Source organism: Promicromonospora sp. NPDC057138 (genome assembly GCF_042670845.1).
In the GTDB taxonomy this organism is placed as follows: domain Bacteria; phylum Actinomycetota; class Actinomycetes; order Actinomycetales; family Cellulomonadaceae; genus Promicromonospora.
On the sequence record NZ_JBHUUX010000023.1, the window covers coordinates 48,857 to 70,261 of the forward strand.

Genomic DNA, 21,405 nt, shown 5'->3' on the forward strand with positions numbered 1-21,405 from the left:
GGAGATCAGTCCTTCAGGCCGGAGTTCATGTCGGCGCTCATGATGTGGCGCTGGAACACGACGAACAGGATCACCATCGGGACCAGGGAGATCACCGACGCCGACAGCAGCACGGACCAGTCGATGTTGTTCGCACCCACGATCGACCGGAGCGCGATCTGCAGCGTGTACTTGTTGGGGTCGTTGAGCACGATCAGCGGCCAGATGTAGTCGTTCCAGCGCCACTGGAAGGAGAAGATCCCCAGCACGATCGCGATCGGCCGCGCGATCGGGAGCATGATCGCGAAGAACGCCCGGATCTCGCCGACGCCGTCGATGCGCGCCGCCTCCAGCAGCTCGTCCGGGACGGTCCGGAAGTACTGCCGGAACATGAAGACCCCGGTCGCGGTGAGGATCGACGGCACGATGATGCCCGCAAGGGTGTTGTAAAGCCCGAGGTCCCGGATCACCGCGAACGTCGAAGGCATGATGACCTCGGTCGGCAGCATCGTCGTGACGAGGATGCAGATGAAGAACGCCTGCAGCCACCACGCCTTGTATTTGGCGAAGGCATACCCGGTCATCGCGGACACCAGCACGGTCAACGCCGTCGTGACGAGCGCGACGATGCCGGTGTTGGCGAAGTACCTCCAGAAGTCGAACCGGGTCCAGGCGGTGGCGTAGCCCGAGATCGTCCACCTCTCCGGGAACAGCGTCAGCGGCAGTCTGAACAGCTCGCTGCCCGGCTTGAACGAGCTGAGCAGGAACCACAGCATCGGGAAGGCGAACAGTGCGGCGATCACGACCAGGAGCAGGGTGAGCCAGGGATTGACACCGCGGAAGGCTGGACGTGGCATGGTCACGACAGGTCCTCGCTCCGGTCGAAGCGCATCTGGACGACGGCGATCACGATGAGGATGACCATGAGCACCATCGACACAGCGCTGGCGTAGCCGATCTGGGCCCGCTCGAAGCCGGTCTGGTAGATGTACTGGACGATCAGCATGTTCTCGGTTCCGGGCCCTCCGCCGTTGAGCGCCTGCACCATGGCGAACTCCTTCATCGCGCCGAGGGTGTCGAGCAGGATCACCATGAAGGACGTCGGGCGCAGCAGCGGCAGCGTGATCCTGAAGAAGCGTTGCGCGGCCGAGGCTCCGTCGATCTGGGCGGCCTCCAGGTAGGACTTGGGGATGTTCCGCAGGGCCGCGATGAACAGCAGCATCGTGAACGCGGTTCCCGACCAGGTGCTGGCCAGGATGACGACGGCGAGCGCGAGGTCGCCGTTGGTCTCCCACTGCTGCGGCGGCAGGTTGAGGAGCGTGATCACGTAGTTGACCAGCCCGAAGTTCTCGCCGAAGATCCAGCGCCAGATGACGCCCGTGACGATCGGGGAGATGAGCCAGGGCAGGAAGAAGAGGACCCGGGCGACCGTGCGGAACCTGGTGGCGGCCGAGACCAGCAGCAACGAGATGCCCAGCGCCGCCAGGTAGTGCGCCGGGACCGCGAACACCGTGTAGAGCACGGTGCGGCCGATCGAGGAGTAGAACTGCTCGTCGCCGAACAGCTTCTGGTAGTTCTCCAGCCCGGTGAACTGCGGGACCCCGACACCGGTGTAGTCGGTGAACGAGTAGTACAGCCCGAGCAGCCCCGGGCCGAGGAAGAACACGGCGAAGAGCACGACGGCCGCGGAGATGAACAGCAGCGGCGCGAGGGTCTGACCTGGCCGCCGCAGCCGGCGGCGGCGCCGTGTTCTCGGTGTCGGCGCCGGCGCCGGTGCGGGCGCCGGCGCCGCGGCGACAGGAGTTTCCTGGGCCATCGGACTCAGCTCGCTGAGCCGAACGCCTCGGTCATCTGCTCACCGATGGTGGTGATGCACTCGTCGACGCCGATCTCGTCGTTGAGGTAGCGGACCACCTGGTCACGCAGCGGGTCGCCCTCGGTGGTCAGGCCCGCGACCTCGAAGCCGAGCTCCATCTGCTTGATCTTGGTGACGATCGGGTCGGAGGCCGCGATCTCGGCGTTGTAGAGCTCGAACGCGTCGGCGTTCTTCGCGTACTCGACCGTGATGCCGTTGACCGCAGGCAGGAAGCCCGAGGTGGTGGCGAGCTCGGTGTAGTTCTTCTTGGTGTACAGCCAGTTGACGAAGTCGAGCGCGGCCTGCTCCTGGCCCGTTCCGTCGAACACGACGATCGAGGCGGCGTTGCCGAAGTTCACGGCCTGCACCGGCTGGCGCGGCGTCGGCACCGAGGCCCACTTGAAGTCGGCGATGTTGACCGCGAAGTCGGCGATCTGCCAGGAACCGGAGTAGTAGGCCACGACGTCGCCGGACTTGAAGAGCGCGTTGCCGTCGGCCTCGCTCAGCCAGACGGAGCGGGGCATGAACTTGTCGTCGTTGATGTCGTAGAAGTACTCGAGCGCGGTCTTGGTGGCGTCGTTGGTGGTGTACGTGCCGCTGCTGTCCGGCTGCCACAGCGTCGAGCCGAACTCGTACAGGAAGGACTTGAGCCGGTGCGAGCTGGCGTCCATGGCCATGCCGTAGGAGGCGCCGGTGGCTTCCTGCACCTGCTTGACGGCGGCCACGAAGTCGTCCCAGGACCACACGTCGCCGTCGAGGTCGGCCGGGAACTCCACGCCCGCCTTGTCGAACAGCGACTTGTTGATGAACAGTCCGACGCCGGTGACGTCGGTCGGGAGCGAGAAGACCCGCCCGTCCTCGTCCTGCGTGGACAGGTCCGCCATGACGCCGGCTGACGTCATGATCTCGGCGAGGTCCTTGGTCGCGTTCTTCCAGACCGGGTCGACGGCGCCGACGCGGGCGAGCGCGGGCAGGTCGTTGGCCTGGGCGGCGTTCGTCAGCCGCGTCGCGAGGTCGTCGTCGGCGATGTCGACGATCTCGACCTTGAAGCCGGTCTCCTTCTCGTACTTCGCGGCCATCGCCGCGAAGCCGCCGCCCTGGTTGGCGTCGCCGGAGAGGAAGAACTGCAGTGTGCCGACCTTGGCAGGATCGGCGGACGCGCCGGACGCGCCGGACTCGCTACCGCAGGCGGCGGTGAGACCGATGACCGCGGCGCCGGTGAGTCCTCCGATGAGAACCTGACGGCGAGTGAAGGTGGAGCTCATTGGGGGGTGCCTCTTCTCTGAGGTGGCCGAACCCGCTCGGCCCGCGTAATGCTGGGAATGCGATTACCGCGGACGTTAACATCGGCCAGGATCGCGGGTCAACGGTTTGTCCGGACATTCTTACGTGCAGTCCCATGAGGGCTGGTCGCGGGCCGCTGAACACTCCAGCTCTGCCGGGCTCGCTGCTCAGAGCAGGCCTGCTCTCGGCAGATCCGGCCTCCTGGGGCGTGCTCCGGGATGCACCGTGGGGTCATGACCGACACACCGAAGCCGCCCCTGTTCGGCGCACACTCCCGACGCGAGCTGTACGAGCGGCGCGTCCTCGTCCTCGACGGACCACTCGACGACGACAACGGGACGCTCCTCATGACGCAGCTGATCGCCCTGGCCACCGAGGACTCCTTGACCGACATCGACCTCTGGATCCACTCCCCGGGCGGTTCGGTGCCCTCCATGCTGGCCATCCGGGACATCATGCGCACCATCCCCAACGACGTCTCCACGCTCGTGCTCGGCATCGCCTACAGCGCGGGACAGTTCCTGCTCTCAGCGGGCACCAAGGGCAAGCGCCGCGCGCTGCCGAACTCGCGGGTCCTGATGCACCAGGGTTCCGCGGGGATCGCGGGCACCGCCGTCGACATCGAGCTGCAGGCCGACGACCTGCGGCACACCCGCGACACCATCCTGCGGCTGGTCTCCGAGGACACGGGACAGCCGGTCGAGCGGGTCTTCGAGGACTCGCTGCACGACCACTGGTACACCGCCGAGGAGGCGCTCGACTTCGGGTTCATCGACACGATCGTGCAGGGCTTCGAGGGCATCAAGCCGCGAAACCGCCAGCCGACCGGATTCAGCGCCGTAGCCGAGGGAGACGCACGATGAGCAGCTACACCATCCCGAACGTCATCGCGCAGCACCCCCGGGGAGAGCGGATCATGGACGTCTACTCGCAGCTTCTCAGCGAGCGGATCATCTACCTCGGCACCGCGATCGACGCCGGCGTCGCCAACGCCCTGATCGCCCAGCTCATCCACCTGGAATCGAGCAACCCGGACAGCGACATCCAGCTCTACGTCAACTGCGAGGGCGGGGACCCGAGCGCAGGCATGGCCATCTACGACACCATGCGCTACATCCGGCCCCAGGTGTCGACGACGTGCGTCGGGCAGGCCGTTGCCGTCGGCGCCGTGCTCCTCGCCGGCGGTGCCGAGGGAAAGCGGGCGGCGCTCCCGCACGCGCGGGTCATCCTGCACCAGCCCGCGGCGCAGGGCCGGGGCGCGATCCCGGACCTGATCCTGCAGGCCGACGAGGTCGTCCGCATCCGTGCGGACATGGAGACGGCGCTCGCCCAGCACACGGGTCAGACCGTCGAGACGCTCCGCGCCGACACCGACCGCGACCGGATCTTCACGGCCGGCGCCGCGCGCGACTACGGACTCCTGGACCACGTGATCGACCAGCGCTGACGTGCGGCTCCCGGGTCGGGCGGCCCGGGAGCGTCACGCCGCCAGCGCGAACGCCGCCTGGCAGGTCGGCTGCCGCAGGGTCTCGCGCACGGGGACCGTCTCGCGGACGACGACGAGGCGTTCGGCGACCGCGACGACCAGATCCACCAGCGTGATCTCCAGCGCACCGGTGATCGCCGCGATCATCTCGCTCGACGGCTCCTTGACGCCGCGCTCGATCTCCGAGAGGTACTGCGGCGAGATCCCGGCCCGGCGGGCGGTCTGGTCGAGGGTCTCGCCGCGCAGGTGACGCAGGTGTCTCAGGCGTTCACCGAGCATGTGCCGCAATAGCGGCTCGCGTGTCGTCGGCGTCGACGGGGCGCCTGGCCCTTCGGGCACCCCGTCGCGCCCTGGGCGCTGGGGCGGAGCGGTTTGGGTCATACCTGAGCGTAGAACCGACCCTTCGGCGGACGTCGGCGCTTCTGCTGAGAGCAGCGCCGCCCGGGGCGTCGCTCAGCCGACGGCGGTGAGCTCCAGCACCATGCCCGACGCCGGCTGCAGCACCGGCAGCGTCAGCCCCGCCCCCGCGACGACGGCGCCGGGGACCCGGAAGCCCTCGGCGTTGCGGGCCCGCGCCAGCCAGGCGGGCTCCTGCCCGTGCACGGCCGTCGGGCCGAACGCGTCGGGCACGCGCACGACGTAGTCCCGCCCCCGGTCGAGCCCGGGGAACGGCACCCGCACCCCCTGCGGGCCGTCCGAGCTCGCCAGCCGCACCCAGGAGAACAGCGCCCGCGCGCGGTCCTCGGACACCGTGCCGTGCAGCAGCGTCTGGTCGTCGGGCAGGTCGGCGTGCACCCGCACGCCACCGTGCAGCAGCCCCCGCCGCGACGTCACGAACTGAGCCCAGGACGCGAGCCGGGCCATCTCCTCCTCGGTGCAGCCGCTGATGTCCCACTCGATCCCCGGCGCGGCGAACGCCGCGGTCACCAGCCGGAACGACAGGTCGGTGACCCGGTTGGTCGTGTGCGCCCGCGCCGCGCCGACGTGCGAGCCGAGCAGCTCGGGCGGCAGCAGCAGCTCGCTCCAGAGCTGGATCTGCTGACGCTCCACGGGGTCGTTGCAGTCCGACGTCCACACCCGGTCGGTGCGCTCGAGGATGCCGAGGTCGATACGGCCGCCGCCCGAGGCGCAGCTCTCGATCTCCAGCGACGGGTGCCGGGCACGCAGCTCGTCGAGCAGGGCGTAGAGCGCGAGGGTCTGCCGGCGCACGCCCGGCCGGTCGCCGTGGGCGCCGCCGCGGACCACCGCCTCGTGCAGCTCCCGGTTGTGGTCCCACTTGATGTAGGCGATGTCGTAGCGCTCCACCAGCTTGGAGATGGAGTCGAACAGGTACGCGTACGCGTCGGGGTGCGCGACGTCGAGCACGTACTGGTTGCGGAAGCTCGCGCCGACACCCGCCGAGGGCGCAAGGAGCCACTCCGGGTGCCGGCGGGCGAGGTCGGAGTCGAGGTTCACCATCTCGGGCTCGAACCACAGGCCGAACTCCATGCCCGCGTCGTGCACCCGCTCGACGAGCGGATCGAGACCGTCGGGCCAGACGTCCGCCTCGATCTCCCAGTCGCCGAGACCCGCGGTGTCGTCGCGGCGCCCGCGGAACCAGCCGTCGTCGAGCACTATCCGCTCCACGCCCACGCGGGCGGCCCGGTCGACGAGCTCGCCGAGCCGGTCCAGGTCATGGTCGAAGTAGACGGCCTCCCACGTGTTCAGCACGAGCGGCTGGGGCGCACGCCGCGGACGCCGGGCGCGCGCCCGGCGGTGGAACCGGTCCGCGAGGCCGTCCAGTCCGGCGTCCGACCAGGTGAACAGCACGTCGGGCGCCTCGTACCGCTCGCCCGGGGCCAGCCGCACCTCGCCGGGGCGCAGCAGCTCGCCGCCACCGATCACGGCCGCGTGGGCGCCCGCGCCCTCGGGCAGGCGCTGCGCGATCCAGCGCTGGTCCCCGCTCCACGCCACGTGGGCCGCCCAAACCTCGCCCGAGCGATGGGCGAACCCCGGCGTGCCGGCGACCAGGAGGTAGGGCGAGTCCAGGCCGGGCTTGCCCCGGCGCACCTCGCGCAGGTGCGCGCCGTCGACCAGTGGCAGGCGCTGCGGCGCCCGCTCGCGGCTCCAGCGGCCGCTGAAGTCCAGGATCTCGGAGGCCCGGGCCGGGATCGGCAGCAGGGTGACGACGTGCGACAGGTCGTACGCCGTCGCACCCTGCGCACGAGCAGGCTCCACGCCGGCAGCGCCTTCCGCTTCGGCGGTCACGCTCCACCGCACCCGCAGGACGCCGACCGCCTCAAGCTCGACCTCCGCCACCAGCTCGAGCCCGGCGATCGGCTCGCGCAGCACGAGCCGCACCGTGCCGCCGAGGCCGCCGGCCGGCCCGTCGACGCTCACCTCGACCAGCTCGGGGCGCGGCGTGGTCGCGGTGCCGCCCCGGTGGCCCTCCAGGCCGGGCAGACCCGACCAGCCGTCTCGCTCGACCGGCAGGAGCGTGAGCGTCCTGGGCGTCTCCGGCGAGTTGGCGACCCGCGCCGTGGCGCCGGACTCCCGCAGCGCGGCGACCCCGTCGGGACCGAGGTCGCCGAGGTCCGCACCCCAGTGCAGCACCTCGGGCATCTCGCCCGCCAGATCGAGCACGAACGACACCCCGGCCGCTCGTAGCACCGCGTATCCGTCACCAGCAGACATGCTTCACCGCCCCGTCCTGAATTTCTTGACAGCGGAAATTTAGTCGCCCTACGCTGGCCGCGGCAACATCGAGGACTGTGAGGTTCCCTGTGAGCGCCGTGTCTCCACCGACCACCTCCCGCCGTCCTGAGCTGCGAACGGCCGCATCGGCGGAGATCTTCGCGCGCATCATCACGCACGGGCCGATCAGCCGGATCGAGATCGGCCGGCTGACCGGGCTCTCACCGGCCAAGGTGACCAAGACCGTCAACCCCCTGATCCGCGACGGCTTCGTGACGGTCGGCGAGCACGCCGAGCACTCGTCCCCGGGGCGGCCGGTCTACCCGCTGAGCGTCGTGTCCCGCTCGATGCTCGCCATCGGCGTCAAGGTCAACGCGGACGAGATCGTCGCCGCCACGGTGAGCATCGGCAACGAGGTGATCGCCTCGGCCCGCCGCAGGCTCAAGCAGCACGATCCCGAGACGGTCACGGCCGCCATCGTGCACTGCGCGCGCCAGCTCATCGAGAAGCTGGGCGACGACGCCGAGCGCCTGGTCGGCATCGGCGTCTCGGTGTCGGGCGACATCGACTCCGTGGGCGGCGTCGTGCGCCAGTCCCCCCTGCTCGGCTGGTCGCGGGTGCCGCTGGGAGAGCGCGTCTCGGAGCAGCTCGGCCTCCCCGTGCTCGTCGAGAACGATGTGCGCGCGCTCGCCAAGTCGGAGCAGTGGTTCGGGCTCGGCGTGGAGGCGGAGAGCTTCGCCATCGTGACCATCGGCGCCGGGATCGGCTGTGGCATCTACGTCAACCGCGACGTGGTGACCGGTGCCCACGGCGTCGTCGGCGAGATCGGTCACCTGCCGCTCGCCTCGCCCGACGCCGAGTGCGTGTGCGGACGCCGCGGCTGCGTGGAGGCGGTGGCGTCGTCGAGCGCCATCCGCGACGCCGTGCGCGCCGACCACGGCGACCCGGCGCTCACCCTCGCGGACGCCGTCCGCCTCGCGCACGCCGGGGACCGCAGCGCCGTCACCGCGTTCGACCGCGCGGGCACCGCCATCGGCGCCGCCCTCGCGGTCACCGTCAACCTCGTCGGGCCCGAGGTGGTCGTCATCGCGGGCGAGGGCGTCATGGAGTACGACCTGTACGAGCGCCGGATCCGCGAGGAGTTCGCGGCGCACGCGTTCGGCGAGGCGGCCAGCTGCCGCCTGGTCGTGCGGCGGCACACGTTCATCGACTGGGCGTGCGGGGCCGCCGTCGCGGCGTTCCGCGACGCGATCCGGCCCACGCCGGCCGGCGCTGCTGCCTGACGTCGCGGGCGGGCCCGTGTGCGAACGGGCACGACGTCGGAAGCCGTCCTGGCTGCCGAGGAACCGACGCCGGGCGACCCGCAAGAGCGGACCGGTGCAGGACACAGTCCGGGCAGACGCCGCGAGCGACGCAGCGCATGCCTGAGGAGCCGAGATGCGACGGAGCAGGTTGCTGCAGGGCTGGACGGTCGCCCTGGTGGCGCTGGTCGGCGGCTGCGCCCAGACGGGTGCTGCGGGTGGGGCGCCCGTCGGCGGCGCATCCGATGATTCCGGCGAGTACCTGTGCCAGGGCACGCCGGTCCCGGCGGCGGTGCTGACCGACGGCGCCACCGCCGACCAGCTCGGCGAGGAGGCCGCCGCGGCGCTCGACGGGGCGAGCGTCCCCGACATCGAGCCGGAACAGTGGCGGGTGCTGACCGACAGCAGCACGCAGGTCTACCTGATCCGGGAGCTGCCCGAACCACGGGACCTCGACGGCGAGCACCGCACGCACGAGCTCCTGGGCATCGAGTGGGTCGACGAGACCGAGGAGGGCGGCGAGGGCTGGCAGCTCTGGCAGAACGGCGACTGCGCCCTGCGCTACGACCTGGGCGGCCTCGGCGACGCCATAGTGGCGCTCGATCCCGACAACCCGCCCGACCCAGCGTCCTCGCAGGTGCAGCTGCTTGTGACGGAGACCGCGTGCGCGGGCGGCAAGGCGGCCGACGGCCGGGTGACGCTGGAGCACCTGGCCCAGCTCGACGACCGGGTGGAGCTCGTGATCGGCGTCGAGGCCCCGCCGGGAGACGCACAGACCTGCCAGTCCAACCCGCCGACGCCGTTCACGGTCGAGCTGGACGATCCGCTCGGCGAGCGGACCTTGCTGGACATCGCGGTCTACCCGGAGCGGGAGCTGGCCGCCGTGGCAGAAGCCTCGTGAGGACCGGTCCGAGGCTTGACGTGAGGTCACGGCGCCACCCGTGACCAGCGCTCAGGGGGGCCAGCCGGCGAGGTGCTTGGCGATGACGACCTGCACCTCGTCGAGCTCCTCGGCCGTCAGAGGATGCACGGCCTGGTAAGCGGCGACGAACGCGTCGCGCGCGTTCGGCGGCGTGGGCGCCCAGTTGTGATAGCGCGTCCCCAAGAGGACGGCGGCCTTGCCGAGATCGTCGACGCGCCGCGCATACCGGGCCTCCTCCAGGTCGAGCACCGCGGAGATGCGGCCGCCCACCCAGAGGATGTTGGCCGAACGGAAGTCGTTGCCCACCAGCTGCGTGCCCGACCGCCGCGGCTTGCGGGTGGGGACGACGTCGGGGTAGGCCGCGAGCTCGGCATGCAGGGTCGAGAGCATCTCGCCGGCCGCCCGAACCTGCGCGGCGTCGGCCACGTCGAGGAGGTCGCCCGGCACGACGTTCTGCAGGGCGAGAGAGAACCCGTCGAGCTCCAGCTGGAGACGTCCGTCCCGCGCGGGCTGTGGCGCCGACACCGGCACGCCGCGCTCGTCGAGCCAGCAGGTGAGCCGAGCGATCGCGGCGAGGCGCGTGAAGGCCGGCGTGTGGGCCGACCACTTCGCGATCATCCGCCGCTCGCCCACGATGATCCAGGCCATGATGTTGCCCGAGCTGATGACGAGCCGTTCGCACGAGCTCAACGCCAGGCCCCAGTACTCGGCGAGGACGTCGGACAGCCAGTCCACGGCCGCCGTCGGCGACTCGAAGCGGAATCGCCGGGCCAGTGCCTTGGCCGGATCCACGGCCTCCCACAGCATGCTCAACGACGGCGGGCTCGGCGCGAGGGGCTCAGGCATGGCCCCAACTCAACCACGCTCCGTCGCCCGGGCGGCGTCCCGCCACGTGAGGTAGCCGCCGTCGAGGTTGCGGACGTCGTAGCCGAGCTGGGTGAGCAGCCGGGCCGCGGTGTGCCCACGCTGGCCGACCTGGCAGTGCACGACGACGGGCGCCCCTGCCGGGATCTCGTCGCGCGCGCGTTCGCGGAGCTCGTCGAGCGGCACGTTCAGCGCTGGGGACGGCGCGCCGTCGACGACCAGCTCGACCGTGCCGCGCGCGTGCTCGGCGGGCGTGCGGACGTCGACGAGCGTCGCGCCGCCGCGGACCAGAGCGTCCAGCTCATGCCACTGGACGCTGCGCGTGTCCCCGGTGCGCAGGTTGTCCGCGACGTACCCGAGCATGTTGACCGGGTCCTTGGCCGACCCGTAGGCGGGCGCGTAGGCGAGCTCGAGGTCCGCGAGGTCGGACGCCGTCAGACCTCCCGCGATGGACGTGGCGAGCACGTCGATGCGCTTGTCGACGCCGTCCTTCCCCACCGCCTGGGCGCCCAGGATCAGGTCGGTGTCCGGGTCGACGAGGAGCTTGAGCGCCAGCGGGCTGGCGCCCGGGTAGTAGCCGGCGTGCTGGCTCGGATGGGTGTGGATGGCGCGATAGGGCCGGCCCTCGGCCCGCAGCCGCTTCTCGTTGCGTCCCACCGAGGCGGCGGTCAGGCCGAACACCCCGACCACGGCGGTCCCGATCGACGGGCGCATGCCGGTCCGGCCGAGGATCACGTCCGCGACGTGCCGCCCGTGCCGGTTGGCGAGGTTCGCGAGCGGGATGAGGGTGAACGGGTCCGGCTCGCCCGGCGCGGCGAGGGCGTCGCGCTTGACCGCGGCGTCGCCGACCGCGAAGACGTCCGGGACCGAGGTGCGCAGGTCCTCGTCGACGAGGACGCCGCCGCGCGGGCCCAGGTCCGCGCCGGTCATGGCGGCGAGCTCGGTGTCGGGCCGGACGCCGACGGCGGCCACCACGAGGTCCGCCGGCACCTCGTCGACGCGGCTGCCCGCGGCGTCGGCGAGCATCGCCGTCGTCGGCGTGAGCGCGGAGACCTGCGTGGACGTCCGGACGTCGACGCCGTGGGACGCCAGCTCGTCGCGGACCCGGACGGCCAGCTCGGGGTCGAGCGGCGGGAGCACCTGGTCGGCGAGCTCCACGAGGGTGACCGCGAGACCGCGGCGGACGAGGTTCTCGACGACCTCCAGCCCGACGAAGCCTCCGCCGATGACGACGGCGGTGCGCGCGCCCGCGCCGTCGTCCGCCCCGTCGATCGCGGCGACCAGCCGGTCGGCGTCGGCGACGTCGCGCAGCACGAGCGCGCGCTTGATGCCGTCAGCCGGCGGCACGACCGGGCGGGCACCGGGGCTCAGCACGAGCCGGTCGTAGGTCTCGGCGTACTCGTCACCGGTCCCGCCGTCGCGCACCGTCAGCTTGTGGGCGACGGCGTCGACGCCGGTGACCCGGCTCCGCACGCGCACGTCGAGCCGGAACCGCGACGCGAGGGACTCCGGCGTCTGCAGCAGCAGCGCGTCGCGGTCCTCGATCAGCCCGCCCGCGTAGTACGGCAGCCCGCAGTTCGCGTACGAGACATGGTCGCCTGCCTCGAGCACGACGATCTCGGCGTCCTCGGACAGGCGGCGGAGCCGGGTGGCGGCGGACATGCCCGCTGCCACTCCCCCGACGATGACGATCTTCATCTGGGTCCTCAATCTTGTTTGACGGCGCTGTTTGACGGCGACAATACCCCGGGGGGTATGCTCCGACCAACCTGACAGAAGGAGACCATCATGTGTCGAGCTGTGACGTGCAAGGACTGTGGCAAGACGACGTGGGCGGGCTGCGGCGAGCACGTCGACCAGGTGATGGCGGGCGTGCCGCGCCGCGACCGGTGCGAAGGCCACACCAAGGAGCCGGCCGAGGGCTCGTTCCTGTCCCGCCTCTTCGGGCGCTGAACGGAGGATCGATCATGGATCTCGACCCGCAGGAGATGAAGCAGGTCTCGAACCGGCTCAAGCGAGCCCAGGGACAGCTCGCCGCGGTGGTGCGCATGGTGGACGAGGGTGCCGACTGCGCGGACGTGGTGACTCAGCTCTCCGCCGTCTCCAAGGCGCTCGATCGGGCGGGTTTCGCCGTCATCGCCACCGGGCTGAAGCAGTGCCTCGCCGACGAGGAGAGCGGCGGGCCGGAGATGCAGAAGCTCGAGAAGCTCTTCCTGTCCTTCGCCTGACGACGGGGAGTCCGGGGTCCGGCCGACCACACCACAACGGAGAAGCCGCCGACCCTCACAAATCGCCTACAGTGGACTCGCGCCCCCACCCACGCCGTCCTGGGAGATCCACGTGAGTTCACACCCGCGCGAGTTCCGTCTGCTCGTCACCGGTGGAGGGACCGGCGGACATACCTATCCGGCACTAACAACGCTCCGCACCCTCCAGGCGAGGCTGGCCGAGGCGGGCACCGCCGTCAGCGTCCTCTGGGCAGGCACGGCCGCGGGGCTGGAGGCCAAGGTCACCGAGTCCGAGGGCATCCGCTTCGTGCCGGTCGCCACGGGCAAGCTCCGCCGGGCGAGCAACCCGCTGGGCATGCTGACGCCGGCGAACATGAAGGACATGGCGCGCGTGCCGCTCGGCGTCGCGCAGGCCAGGTCGATCGTCGCCGACTTCAAGCCGGACGTGATCCTCTCGACCGGCGGCTACGTCGCCGTCCCGATCGGGATCGCCGCCGGCATGCTGCGCCGTCCGCTCGTCGTGCACGAGCAGACCGTGCGGCTCGGACTGGCCAACCGACTCCTGGCCAAGCGCGCGACCCGCGTCGCGGTCTCCTCGCCCTCGACCCTCGAGCTGCTGCCCGAGATCGTGCGCGAGCGGACCGTCGTGACCGGCAACCCGGTGCGCGCCGAGGTGCTGGCCGGCGAGCCGCTCAAGGCCGTCGACGCGCTCGGCCTGGACTCGTTCGACCCGGACCTCCCCGTCCTGTACGTGACGGGCGGGGCGCAGGGGTCCGTCCAGATCAACACGGTGGTCACCAAGGCGCTGCCGTGGCTGCTCCAGCACGCGAACGTGATCCACCAGAGCGGGCCGAACAACCTCGAGACGATGATCGACCGGGCGACCGAGCTTCCGGCCGACCTCGCGGCGCGGTACCACGTGCTCGGGTTCGTGGGTCCGGAGCTGCCGGACGTGCTCGCCCTGGCGGACGTCGTCGTCTCCCGCAGCGGCGCCGGCACGATCGCGGAGCTGACCGCACTGGGCAAGCCGTCCGTCCTGATCCCGCTGCCGTCGTCGGCCGGGGACGAGCAGGCGCACAACGCGCGCCGGCTCCAGGACCTCGGGGCGGCCATCACCCTGGAGGGCGACGTCCACGAGACGGACCTCCGGGCGGCGCTCAGTCCGCTGCTCTCCAACGCGGGACGGCGCCAGCGGATGGCCGACGCCGCCCGCGAGCACGGGCGTCCCGACGCCGCCGAGCGGCTCGTCGACGTGCTGCTGGAGGCGGCGCGGCCGATCAAGGCGTGAACGGCCGGGCCGCCAGCGCAGCGCCCGGTCATTCCGTGACGAAGTCCGCCATCATCGCCATGTCCTCGTGCTCGAGGTTGTGGCAGTGCAGCATGAACGCCCCCGCGTAGTCCGTGAACCGGACCGCGACCTCGACTCCCCCAGCGGGCCGCACGTCCACGGTGTCCTTCCAGCCGGCGTCGTACGGACCGGGCCCGCGGTTGTTCCGGCTCACCACCTGGAACGGGTCGAGGTGGACGTGGACCGGGTGGTGGACGTCGGTGATGAAGCGCCACACCTCGATGTCGCCCAACCGGGGACGGGCCAGCGAGCGGCCCGGGCGGTACGGCTCACCGTTGATCGTCCAGCCGTGGTGCTCGCCGAGCTGGAAGCGGAAGGTCCGCGTGGTCGTGGCGCGGCTGAGATCCAGCGGCTCCACCGACGACAGCCGCTCCGGCACCTGCGCGTCCTCGTCCACGCGGGCCGAGGAGACGTCGAAGCACATCACCTCCGTCGTCCGGCCCTCGCCGAGGCGGTTGAGGAGGCGGACCCGCGTGCCCGGCGCGAACCGCGCGAAGTCGACGACGACGTCGAACCGCTCGCCCGGCGCGACGTCGATCGCGTCGTGGGTGATCGGCCGCGCCAGTAGCCCGCCGTCGCTGCCGACCTGCACCAACGCCCCGCCGTCGGACGGCTGCGGGTCGAGCTCGAGCCGGTAGCGGCGCGCGTTCGAGGCGTTCAGGAACCGCAGCCGGTAGCGGGCGCGGGCGACGTCGAGCGCGGGCCACGGCGCACCGTTGACCAGGACGACGTCGCCGAGCACCCCGTCCATGTACCGATCCTGGACCCCGTGCTCCGCCATCGACGGATCGACCAGCGGGTAGTGGAAACCGCCGTCGGCCGCGAAGGAGCGGTCGGTGATCATCAGCGGGATGTCCCGGTCCCCAGCGGGCAGGTGCAGGGCGTCCTCGGCGTCGTCGTGCACGAGGTGGAAGCCGGCCAGGCCGCGCCACACCGCCGGCCCCGTGAAGCCGTGCTGGTGGTCGTGGTACCAGAGCGTCGCCGCGCGCTGCTCCATGGGGTACGTGTAGTCCCGCCGGTCGGCCGGCATGACCAGGTCCATCGGGTAGCCGTCGCTCTCGGCCGGGGTGTGGCCGCCGTGCAGGTGGACGACGGTCGGGCGCGGCAGCTCGTTCCGGTGCCGGACGGCGGCGCGGCGCCCGCTGCGCGACACGATCGTGGGGCCGGGGAAGCTGCCGCCGTAGGTCCACGCCTCGGTCCGCAGCCCGGGCAGGATCTCGAGGTCGGCGACCTGCTGGACGACGTCGTAGTAGTCGGTGGTCCCGTCCGAGCTGGTGGGCCGAAGAACCGGCGGCACCGGGAGCTGGATCTCGAACCGGCCGGGAAGTGGCGCCTGGCTCGGCAGCACCAGACCGGGCTGTCCCGGACGCAGGAGGTCCCGACCGGCGAAGCCCGCCGCTCCGAGCGCCACGGCCGCACCGGTCAGCCCGAGGAATCCGCGGCGGCTGACCCCGCGCGTCATGCCCTACCTCGACCGGGCGCGGAGTTCCGGTATGACCAGACGGCCACGAACGCGACGCCGATGCCGAGCGCCACCGCGACCGGCAGGTGCAGGGCCAGGATGCGCGACTCCCCCAGCGGCCACAGGACGAGGGCGACCACGACCTGGGCGATGCTCGCCCGGAGCGGCCACGACGGTCCCCCGCCCCGCTTCCAGACGGCGACGCACGCGCCGGCCTGCAGCATGATCATGACGGACGTCGCCGTACCGAGCCGCGCGTGCCCCTCCAGAGCCGGGTAGAAACCGGACAGGAATCCGCCGGCCAGGGTCGCCTGCCCGATCATCCCGGCCAGCGCGAGCGACGCCGTGATCCGCAGGAGGACCCACGGCCACAGGCTCGCTGGGCGCTGCTCAAGCGGCGGGCGGGCCGCTTCTTCCGGGCCGAACTCGCCCGTCGGTTCTGGCTTCACACTCGGTTGCTTTTGTCCCATGCCAACATGACGAATCAGGACCCCGAAATGTGAGACCGGCCAGGATCTCGATCGGGATGCGGAGCCACTGGGTGGGGGTCATGGTCGATCTCCTGGAACGGAGTCCTTGGCCGGCCACCAGCGAGTGCCGTTGGCACTGTCTTCGATGACGATTCCTCTGCTCATGAGTTCGTCACGGATCTGGTCCGCGCCGGCGAAGTCGCGTGCGCTTCGCAGTTCGGCGCGACGGGCGAGCGCGGCCTCGATCTCGGCGTCGTCGACCGTGTGGACGTCGAAGTCGAAGGCGTCGAACAGCTCGTTCACGCGCTGAAGGAGACGCTCAGCGGAGGGTCCCGGTGAGAGTTCGCTGCGGTTCTGCTCGCGGATGTACTCGAACAGAGCGGCGAGCGCGGCCGAGGCGTCGAGGTCGTCGTCAAGACGTTCGACGATGGTCGCCCACGTGGCCTCTGCGGCGTCGACTGCCGCGGTCGACTCGTCGACGGACCGGTCGACCTGGCGGGCGAAGTTCTCCACCCTGCGGCGTGCGCCGCGTGCCTGCTCCAGCGCGGTCGCGGAGAGCTCCATCGACGACCGGTAGTGCTGGGACAGGAACGCGTAGCGCAGTGTCCGGTAGTCGCTCACAGCGAGCGCGTCACGGATCGTGAGGAAGTTGCCCGCGCTCTTCGCCATCTTTGCGCCGTCGACCCGGAGCAGGCCGGTGTGCACCCAGTGGCGTACGAGCGGTTCCTTGCCCGACGCCGCTTCCATCTGGGCGATCTCCGCCTCGTGGTGCGGAAAGATCAGGTCGACCGCACCACCGTGCAGATCGTACTGAGGGCCGAACAGGGCCTCGGTGATCGCGGTGTCCTCGATATGCCAGCCCGGGCGGCCTGGTCCCAAAGGTGTGTCCCAGAACGGCTCGCCAGGCTTGCGGGCCTTCCAGAGAGCGAAGTCACCGCGGTTGCGCTTGGCGTCATTCTCGTCGATCCGCGCGACGGAGTCGCCCTCGGCGACCTCGGTCCGCCCGGACAGCTTTCCGTACCCGGGGAACGTCGACAGATCGAAGTACCACCCGTCGTCCAGCTGGTAGGCGTGCCCACGGTCGACGAGCGCCCGGACCTGAGCGACGATCTCGTCGATGTGGTCGTGGGCGCGTGCGAAGACGTCCACGCTCGTGTTCCCGAGCGCGGCCATGTCCCGCTGGTACGCGCCCTCGAACTCGGCGGCAAGGTCACGCGGATCGCGGCCCGACTCAGCGGCCCGCCGGATGATCTTGTCGTCGACGTCGGTGATGTTCTGCGCGTACGTCACCACGAGGCCGCGAGCCCGCAGGTAGCGGGCGAGGAAGTCGAACTGGGTATAGGTCTTCGCGTGCCCGACGTGCGCGAGGTCGTACACCGTGGGTCCACAGACGAACATCCGCACGACACCCGGCGTCATCGGCTCAAGCGGCTCGACGCGTCTTGTCAGAGTGTTGTACAGGGCGATCGCCATGCGTTGTCTCCAGATCTTCCCAAGGGAGCGAGGAAGGTAGCTCGGTGAGCTTGCGAGGCACGGTCGGCGGCATGCCGTCCAGGGCTCGCGATCGTCGGCGCTGGCATCTTCCCAGACCAGCGGCGCGCCGTCGTGCCATATTCGCGCTGCGGCGTCAGCGCGCGAGCGGGAGCTCAAACCCGGCAGGGCCGTCGTCCGCGAGGCTCGCCCGCCAGTGGGCCCGACGGCGTCCTTCGTCGCCTCGGGGATAGGTGAGCCCGGCCTCCTTCACGGCCGACTCGATGGCGCGCATCGTGACCCCGGTCCCCGCCGGGACCGGAGCGTGCCTGACCCTGGAGCCGTCACGCAGGACCCACACCTCGGCGCGGCTCAGGCCTGCGTTTGTGCCGTGCCAGACCCGCACCACGACCGAGTGGCTGGGTGCCGTTCGGACGGCGGTCGCCAGCTGGGCCGCGAGCCGCGACATCGACGTCGGATCAACCTCGGCAGGGAGCAGCGAGTGCAGGACCGCGACGGCTCCGTGCTGCTCGATCGTGCCCGTGACCTCGTCCGCCGCCTGCCGCACGAGCTCCGGGGCATGGCCCATCGCCACACCGCGTCCTGCCCAGCCCAGCATGTCCAGATCGTTGGCACCGTCACCCACGGCGACTGTGGCCGCGGACGGGATACCGAGGCGAACTCTCAGTCGTTCGAGAGCGGTGGCCTTGCTCGTCCCGGGCGCGGTGAGGTCGATCCAGTCAGCGCCGGCCGGGTTGACCGTGACGCCCGTTGCGGCCAGGTCGTCCACGGTCATGGTGCCGTTCGAGGACACCGCGAAACCCTGAGTCAGCCCGAGTCTGGTGGCTATCGGCATCAGGCCGACCAGCGAGCGACCTGTCGCCAGGACAACCTCGTGCCCCGCTGCCCGCACGAGATCCAGCGCATCGACTGTCCCGGCTGGGACCTTTCCGTCATGGCCGAGCAGGGTCCCGTCGATGTCCAGGGCGAGCAGGTGCCGGGTCCTCGTCGATGTTGTCGTCGTCATCGCACCGTCCCTAGGACCCGTGCCAGATGAGTTGCCACGCAGCTGGGGACAAGGCCGGCTCCGCACGCCATCATCACGGACTTCTTCGCCTCTGATGTCATACGCCAACAGTCCCCCGGCAGGTAAACCGGGCACTAGATACCTGATGTCGTCCTGTCTGTAGGCCAGATGTAGGCCAGACTCGGACGCATGGGGATGGGAGACCAAATCCGCCAGCGCAGAATAGAACTCGGCTGGAGCCAGGACAGGTTGGCTGCAGAGGTGTGCCGTGTGGCGGGAGTAGAGATCAATGCGTTAGGGCGCCAGGAAATCTATCGATGGGAGAAAGGGAAACGGACACCGCGCGAATGGCTTCCCTTCATTGCCAAAGCTGTCGGTCTCGCGCAGGAGGAGTTGGCCGCACCCGAGGTCCCCGTGGCATATGGGGTCTCGCTCAGAGGCATCTGGCACAGCCACTACACGTACGAGAGCACTGGGCGGGGCCCTATCACGCGGCACCACCACGTGGTCATTCGTCAGGAAGGCAACCGGCTGTCTGCAGAGAGCCTGCGAGAATCCAATGACTCTCCGGTGTCCCTGTCAGTGACTATGCGAGGGCCTATCGGCACGGGTACATGGACGGAGCACACAGCCGTCGACGGTTACTACCAGGGGGCCGTCTACCATGGCGCGCTGCAGGTCATCGTGGATCCCACAGGGCGGACCATGACGGGCAAGTGGGTCGGGTTCGACACGGAGTTTCGCGTCGACGCCGGCTCCTGGACGCTCGACCTCGTCGACACCGCCACGGACGAAGCGACGCTTGAGCGGTACAGCCGAAGCCCTGTGGAGCCGGACGCCGTCTGAGATCCCTGCCCCGACAAGAACGGACCACCCATGACCCTCCCCCGCAGCGACAGCTCCTGGATCGACGGTGCGGTCGACGACGACGTCGTCACGATCGGCGACCCGCGCCTCAAGGCGCTCACGGCGACGATCGAGTCCGGCGAGGCCGCGGAGCTGCTGAAGACCCTGGTCACCCGCCTGCGGGACCTCAACGGCGCCGGCCTGGCCGCGCCGCAGATCGGCGTCTCGGTCAGGGCAGCGATCGTCGAGGTCCGCAGGACCGACGTCTTCCCGGACCGGCCCGAGACAGGGCTGATCCAGCTGCTCAACCCCGTCATCCTCGAACGCTCCGACGAGACCACGCTGGACTGGGAGGGCTGCTTCAGCGTGCCCGGCTACCTGGGCGAGGTCCCGCGGGCGGAACGCATCACCGTCCGGTACACCGCCGAAACGAGCGAGACGGTCACCCGGGAGTTCGAGGGCTACACCGCCCGCGTCGTCCAGCACGAGATCGACCATCTCGACGGCCTCGTGTACCTCGACCGCATGCCCGATATGGCCAGCCTCACCACCGCCCAGAACTACCTCGACCACCACCGCCCGACGCCAACGTCAAGCCGGTAATCCCCGCCGCCAGCCCGACGAGCTGACTCGTGTTCAACAGGCTTGGCAGAGCCATCACTCGCCCGATTACGGCCGCCTCGCGCCTGCTGAATCAAGGTCAGCCGCTGGCTGACGCCGAACTAGTCGCACCCGCTTCATGCGCCTGCCGCCAGGGGGTCCTTGTCAGTCGGCGACGAGATCTGGCCGTTGCGCAGTCCGACGCGGCCATGACGTCGTCTGCGGATTTCCGTGCATGTCGTCGAACGTCATCGTCGCCCGCATAGCAGTGGTGAGCCAGATCTCGGCGTCGAACCGAGCTCGAATGGTACGCGTCCAGGAACGAGTCGCCCCGCCGAGAAGGACCGTCTGTTCAAGGGCCAGAGACGGCGCGGGCTCGTCGGTGGTCCCGTCGTGGCGCAGCCGGCGGACGGGGCGGTCGAAGTGGATCGTGCAGTGAACATTGTCGATCGGCATCCGGCCGGGGTTCGTCAGAGTGATCTCCAGCACCCACACCGCGAACCCATCGGGAGCATCCGGCTTGTGCGGCGCGATCGTCGCCTGCCACATCACTGAGACGGCCCGTGTCTCGAGCCTCTCGACCTCGCGCTGCTGCCGGACCAGCTCGCGAACCTGCCAACCTGCGAACACCGCCGCTGCAACCGTCGCCACCGCGACGAAGAGATCGGCTACTCCTTGGGCATCGAACACGGCCCCATCCTGGCACTACTGCGTCACTGCACGCGAGCCTCTGACCAGCGGTGATCACCCCGGCAGGATCGTCAACCGTCAGCTCCAGCCAGCAGCCGCCGGAGCCGCAGCCCATGCCCTCGCAGGCCAAGCCGGGCATAGCGCCCGGAGCGTCGCTCCGGCCGTGCCGCAGCACGATGGGTGATACTGACGGACATTTCACCCATCTCAAGGGAGTGGTGTCCATGATCCTGGTTGGCCCGCTCGCGGCCGGGAAGTCCACGCTCGGCGCTCTCGTCGCGGAGCGCCTCGGACGCCCGTTCGTCGATATCGACGACATCGCCTGGTCCTACTGTGCCGAGGTCGGCTGGACCCTGGACCGGCTCCTCGAACGCGACGAGGCGGTGGGCTGGGCCGCCGCGGAACGCGAGTGGGAACCGGCCCGCGCGCACGCGGTGGCGCGCACCGTGGCGGACCACCCGGAAGCGGTCATCGCCCTGGGCGCCGGCTACACCAGCTTCACCACGCCGGATCACGCGGAGCAGGTGCGCCAGGCGCTGGCACCGGTCCCCGACGTCATCCATCTGGTGCCCAGCCCCGACCCGGCGCGTTCGGTCGCAGTGCTGCGCGAACGTGCGATCGCGAGCAGAGGAAAGGACTGGATCATCGACGGCCATGACTGGATCGCCCGATGGGTCGCGGACCCGTTGGCCGCCGAGATCGCCGCCGCCACCGTCTTCACTGACGGGATCAGCCCCGATCAGTCCGCTGAGCAGCTCGTGCAGCTCCGGGAGTGCCTGCTCGCGGAGCTGGCGGCGTAGACGGTCACCCCTCGAACAGCCCAGCGTTCAGGAACTCGGCCCCGAACGTGCCTGTTTCTATCGGTGTGGCGGACGACGACGGCGCGGCCACGCCGTCAGC

22 protein-coding genes are annotated in these 21,405 nt (G+C 70.4%); 10 read left to right on the forward strand and 12 right to left on the reverse strand.

Annotated features, from left to right (window positions below; all coding sequences use genetic code 11):
* Positions 1–5: 5 nt before the first annotated feature.
* From ACFT2C_RS14575 to ACFT2C_RS14585, 3 genes are read right to left on the reverse strand one after another with little or no spacing between them, the layout of a single operon-like run.
* Positions 6–836: a carbohydrate ABC transporter permease gene (locus ACFT2C_RS14575; protein ID WP_377207802.1), complete on the reverse strand. Its 831-nt coding sequence runs from the start codon at positions 834–836 to the stop codon at positions 6–8.
* A gap of 2 nt (positions 837–838) precedes the next feature.
* A complete protein-coding gene (locus ACFT2C_RS14580; RefSeq protein WP_377207772.1) occupies positions 839–1,795 on the reverse strand; it encodes a carbohydrate ABC transporter permease in 957 nt (318 codons plus the stop codon).
* Positions 1,796–1,800: 5 nt separating this feature from the next.
* Positions 1,801–3,099, reverse strand: coding sequence for an ABC transporter substrate-binding protein (locus tag ACFT2C_RS14585; protein WP_377207773.1), 1,299 nt, complete (start codon positions 3,097–3,099; stop codon positions 1,801–1,803).
* A gap of 252 nt (positions 3,100–3,351) precedes the next feature.
* Here ACFT2C_RS14585 and ACFT2C_RS14590 point away from each other — a divergent pair, with 252 nt between their 5' ends.
* Together ACFT2C_RS14590 and ACFT2C_RS14595 are read left to right on the forward strand one after the other, a co-directional pair.
* On the forward strand, positions 3,352–3,981 hold the full coding sequence (locus tag ACFT2C_RS14590; RefSeq protein ID WP_377207774.1) for a ClpP family protease: 630 nt from the start codon (positions 3,352–3,354) through the stop codon (positions 3,979–3,981).
* On the forward strand, positions 3,978–4,565 hold the full coding sequence (locus tag ACFT2C_RS14595; RefSeq protein ID WP_377207775.1) for a ClpP family protease: 588 nt from the start codon (positions 3,978–3,980) through the stop codon (positions 4,563–4,565). Before ACFT2C_RS14590 ends, ACFT2C_RS14595 begins: the two co-directional genes overlap by 4 nt.
* A 33-nt stretch (positions 4,566–4,598) precedes the next feature.
* Here ACFT2C_RS14595 and ACFT2C_RS14600 read toward each other — a convergent pair whose 3' ends face one another.
* Together ACFT2C_RS14600 and ACFT2C_RS14605 are read right to left on the reverse strand one after the other, a co-directional pair.
* Positions 4,599–4,985, reverse strand: coding sequence for a helix-turn-helix domain-containing protein (locus ACFT2C_RS14600; protein WP_377207776.1), 387 nt, complete (start codon positions 4,983–4,985; stop codon positions 4,599–4,601).
* 72 nt (positions 4,986–5,057) lie between these two features.
* Positions 5,058–7,277, reverse strand: a complete 2,220-nt coding sequence (locus ACFT2C_RS14605) for an alpha-galactosidase (protein ID WP_377207777.1) — start codon at positions 7,275–7,277, stop codon at positions 5,058–5,060.
* Between the two features lie 98 nt (positions 7,278–7,375).
* On the opposite strand from ACFT2C_RS14605, the gene ACFT2C_RS14610 reads away from it, so the two are divergent.
* A complete protein-coding gene (locus tag ACFT2C_RS14610; protein ID WP_377207778.1) occupies positions 7,376–8,560 on the forward strand; it encodes an ROK family protein in 1,185 nt (394 codons plus the stop codon).
* 154 nt (positions 8,561–8,714) lie between these two features.
* Positions 8,715–9,479 (forward strand): hypothetical protein, encoded by a 765-nt coding sequence (locus ACFT2C_RS14615; RefSeq protein WP_377207779.1) that lies wholly within the window; start codon positions 8,715–8,717, stop codon positions 9,477–9,479.
* Positions 9,480–9,530: 51 nt separating this feature from the next.
* Here ACFT2C_RS14615 and ACFT2C_RS14620 read toward each other — a convergent pair whose 3' ends face one another.
* Positions 9,531–10,346: a phosphotransferase enzyme family protein gene (locus ACFT2C_RS14620; RefSeq protein ID WP_377207780.1), complete on the reverse strand. Its 816-nt coding sequence runs from the start codon at positions 10,344–10,346 to the stop codon at positions 9,531–9,533.
* 9 nt (positions 10,347–10,355) lie between these two features.
* A complete protein-coding gene (locus ACFT2C_RS14625; protein WP_377207781.1) occupies positions 10,356–12,062 on the reverse strand; it encodes an FAD-dependent oxidoreductase in 1,707 nt (568 codons plus the stop codon).
* A gap of 90 nt (positions 12,063–12,152) precedes the next feature.
* Between ACFT2C_RS14625 and ACFT2C_RS14630 the strand changes: the two genes are divergently transcribed.
* The 3 genes from ACFT2C_RS14630 to ACFT2C_RS14640 all read left to right on the forward strand — a co-directional run bounded on the left by ACFT2C_RS14630 (position 12,153) and on the right by ACFT2C_RS14640 (position 13,880).
* Complete coding sequence (locus ACFT2C_RS14630; RefSeq protein WP_377207782.1) at positions 12,153–12,317, forward strand: hypothetical protein; 165 nt, start codon at positions 12,153–12,155, stop codon at positions 12,315–12,317.
* Positions 12,318–12,331: 14 nt separating this feature from the next.
* Positions 12,332–12,592: a metal-sensitive transcriptional regulator gene (locus ACFT2C_RS14635; RefSeq protein WP_377207783.1), complete on the forward strand. Its 261-nt coding sequence runs from the start codon at positions 12,332–12,334 to the stop codon at positions 12,590–12,592.
* Between the two features lie 112 nt (positions 12,593–12,704).
* Entirely contained in the window at positions 12,705–13,880 is a 1,176-nt protein-coding gene (locus ACFT2C_RS14640) for a glycosyltransferase (RefSeq protein WP_377207784.1), read from the forward strand.
* Between the two features lie 28 nt (positions 13,881–13,908).
* On the opposite strand, the gene ACFT2C_RS14645 is transcribed toward ACFT2C_RS14640, so the two are convergent.
* From ACFT2C_RS14645 to ACFT2C_RS14660, 4 genes are all read right to left on the reverse strand, one after another.
* A complete protein-coding gene (locus ACFT2C_RS14645; protein ID WP_377207785.1) occupies positions 13,909–15,402 on the reverse strand; it encodes a multicopper oxidase family protein in 1,494 nt (497 codons plus the stop codon).
* Entirely contained in the window at positions 15,399–15,851 is a 453-nt protein-coding gene (locus tag ACFT2C_RS14650) for a hypothetical protein (RefSeq protein ID WP_377207786.1), read from the reverse strand. Before ACFT2C_RS14650 ends, ACFT2C_RS14645 begins: the two co-directional genes overlap by 4 nt.
* 99 nt (positions 15,852–15,950) lie before the next feature.
* Positions 15,951–17,345, reverse strand: coding sequence for a cysteine--tRNA ligase (cysS, locus tag ACFT2C_RS14655; RefSeq protein ID WP_377207787.1), 1,395 nt, complete (start codon positions 17,343–17,345; stop codon positions 15,951–15,953).
* Between the two features lie 154 nt (positions 17,346–17,499).
* Entirely contained in the window at positions 17,500–18,369 is an 870-nt protein-coding gene (locus ACFT2C_RS14660; RefSeq protein WP_377207788.1) for an HAD family hydrolase, read from the reverse strand.
* A 189-nt stretch (positions 18,370–18,558) separates the two neighbouring features.
* Between ACFT2C_RS14660 and ACFT2C_RS14665 the strand changes: the two genes are divergently transcribed.
* Together ACFT2C_RS14665 and def are read left to right on the forward strand one after the other, a co-directional pair.
* Complete coding sequence (locus ACFT2C_RS14665; RefSeq protein WP_377207789.1) at positions 18,559–19,215, forward strand: helix-turn-helix transcriptional regulator; 657 nt, start codon at positions 18,559–18,561, stop codon at positions 19,213–19,215.
* Between the two features lie 30 nt (positions 19,216–19,245).
* Positions 19,246–19,818 (forward strand): peptide deformylase, encoded by a 573-nt coding sequence (def, locus tag ACFT2C_RS14670; RefSeq protein ID WP_377207790.1) that lies wholly within the window; start codon positions 19,246–19,248, stop codon positions 19,816–19,818.
* 162 nt (positions 19,819–19,980) lie between these two features.
* Here the strand turns inward: def and ACFT2C_RS14675 are convergent, their stop codons facing one another.
* Entirely contained in the window at positions 19,981–20,505 is a 525-nt protein-coding gene (locus ACFT2C_RS14675; RefSeq protein WP_377207791.1) for a hypothetical protein, read from the reverse strand.
* 224 nt (positions 20,506–20,729) lie between these two features.
* On the opposite strand from ACFT2C_RS14675, the gene ACFT2C_RS14680 reads away from it, so the two are divergent.
* Positions 20,730–21,305, forward strand: a complete 576-nt coding sequence (locus ACFT2C_RS14680; RefSeq protein ID WP_377207792.1) for a shikimate kinase — start codon at positions 20,730–20,732, stop codon at positions 21,303–21,305.
* Positions 21,306–21,405: the final 100 nt, after the last annotated feature.

Bases quoted from the DNA above. Each gene is read 5' to 3' on its own strand.
- ACFT2C_RS14635 (WP_377207783.1), top strand. From the start codon at position 12,332: ATGGATCTCGACCCGCAGGAGATGAAGCAGGTCTCGAACCGGCTCAAG.
- ACFT2C_RS14645 (WP_377207785.1), bottom strand. From the start codon at position 15,402: ATGACGCGCGGGGTCAGCCGCCGCGGATTCCTCGGGCTGACCGGTGCG.
- ACFT2C_RS14680 (WP_377207792.1), top strand. From the start codon at position 20,730: ATGATCCTGGTTGGCCCGCTCGCGGCCGGGAAGTCCACGCTCGGCGCT.
- ACFT2C_RS14625 (WP_377207781.1), bottom strand. From the start codon at position 12,062: ATGAAGATCGTCATCGTCGGGGGAGTGGCAGCGGGCATGTCCGCCGCC.
- ACFT2C_RS14605 (WP_377207777.1), bottom strand. From the start codon at position 7,277: ATGTCTGCTGGTGACGGATACGCGGTGCTACGAGCGGCCGGGGTGTCG.
- ACFT2C_RS14665 (WP_377207789.1), top strand. From the start codon at position 18,559: ATGGGGATGGGAGACCAAATCCGCCAGCGCAGAATAGAACTCGGCTGG.
- ACFT2C_RS14590 (WP_377207774.1), top strand. From the start codon at position 3,352: ATGACCGACACACCGAAGCCGCCCCTGTTCGGCGCACACTCCCGACGC.
- ACFT2C_RS14600 (WP_377207776.1), bottom strand. From the start codon at position 4,985: ATGACCCAAACCGCTCCGCCCCAGCGCCCAGGGCGCGACGGGGTGCCC.
- ACFT2C_RS14585 (WP_377207773.1), bottom strand. From the start codon at position 3,099: ATGAGCTCCACCTTCACTCGCCGTCAGGTTCTCATCGGAGGACTCACC.
- ACFT2C_RS14660 (WP_377207788.1), bottom strand. From the start codon at position 18,369: ATGACGACGACAACATCGACGAGGACCCGGCACCTGCTCGCCCTGGAC.
- ACFT2C_RS14575 (WP_377207802.1), bottom strand. From the start codon at position 836: ATGCCACGTCCAGCCTTCCGCGGTGTCAATCCCTGGCTCACCCTGCTC.
- ACFT2C_RS14630 (WP_377207782.1), top strand. From the start codon at position 12,153: ATGTGTCGAGCTGTGACGTGCAAGGACTGTGGCAAGACGACGTGGGCG.
- ACFT2C_RS14620 (WP_377207780.1), bottom strand. From the start codon at position 10,346: ATGCCTGAGCCCCTCGCGCCGAGCCCGCCGTCGTTGAGCATGCTGTGG.
- ACFT2C_RS14615 (WP_377207779.1), top strand. From the start codon at position 8,715: ATGCGACGGAGCAGGTTGCTGCAGGGCTGGACGGTCGCCCTGGTGGCG.
- def (WP_377207790.1), top strand. From the start codon at position 19,246: ATGACCCTCCCCCGCAGCGACAGCTCCTGGATCGACGGTGCGGTCGAC.
- ACFT2C_RS14580 (WP_377207772.1), bottom strand. From the start codon at position 1,795: ATGGCCCAGGAAACTCCTGTCGCCGCGGCGCCGGCGCCCGCACCGGCG.
- ACFT2C_RS14595 (WP_377207775.1), top strand. From the start codon at position 3,978: ATGAGCAGCTACACCATCCCGAACGTCATCGCGCAGCACCCCCGGGGA.
- cysS (WP_377207787.1), bottom strand. From the start codon at position 17,345: ATGGCGATCGCCCTGTACAACACTCTGACAAGACGCGTCGAGCCGCTT.